The sequence below is a fragment of the Bradyrhizobium sp. Kon58 genome (assembly GCF_055807455.1).
Genome location: NZ_JBVVOT010000368.1, coordinates 1 through 287, shown reverse-complemented (window position 1 = coordinate 287; position 287 = coordinate 1). Strand labels below are relative to the sequence as shown.

Sequence of the window (287 nt, the reverse complement as noted above, 5' to 3'; positions counted from 1 at the left end):
CCAGCCGGGTGCAGTTCGGCGTGTATGGCGCGGCCATCCCGATCGTGCTGGTGTGCCTGATGTACCTGGGTTTCACCGCAACCGGCACGGTATTGTCCGGGCAGGTGCTGGGCCAGTTGTTCGGGGTCAGCGACAGCGTCGGCATCCTGATTTTCGCCAGTGTCATCGTGCTGGTCACGGTGCTCGGTTATCGGGTGATCCACTTCATTGGTCGCGTCGCCAGCGTCATTGGCGTGATCGCCTTCGTCTACCTGTTCAGTCGCTTGATGGGCCAGGCTGACATTGGC

Annotated in this window: 1 protein-coding gene; it reads left to right on the top strand. The window is 61.7% G+C overall.

Going from position 1 to position 287, the window contains the following annotated elements; genetic code table 11:
* A partial coding sequence (locus AC0L20_RS40810) for a cytosine permease (protein ID WP_473295793.1) occupies positions 1–287 on the top strand: 287 nt, incomplete at both ends.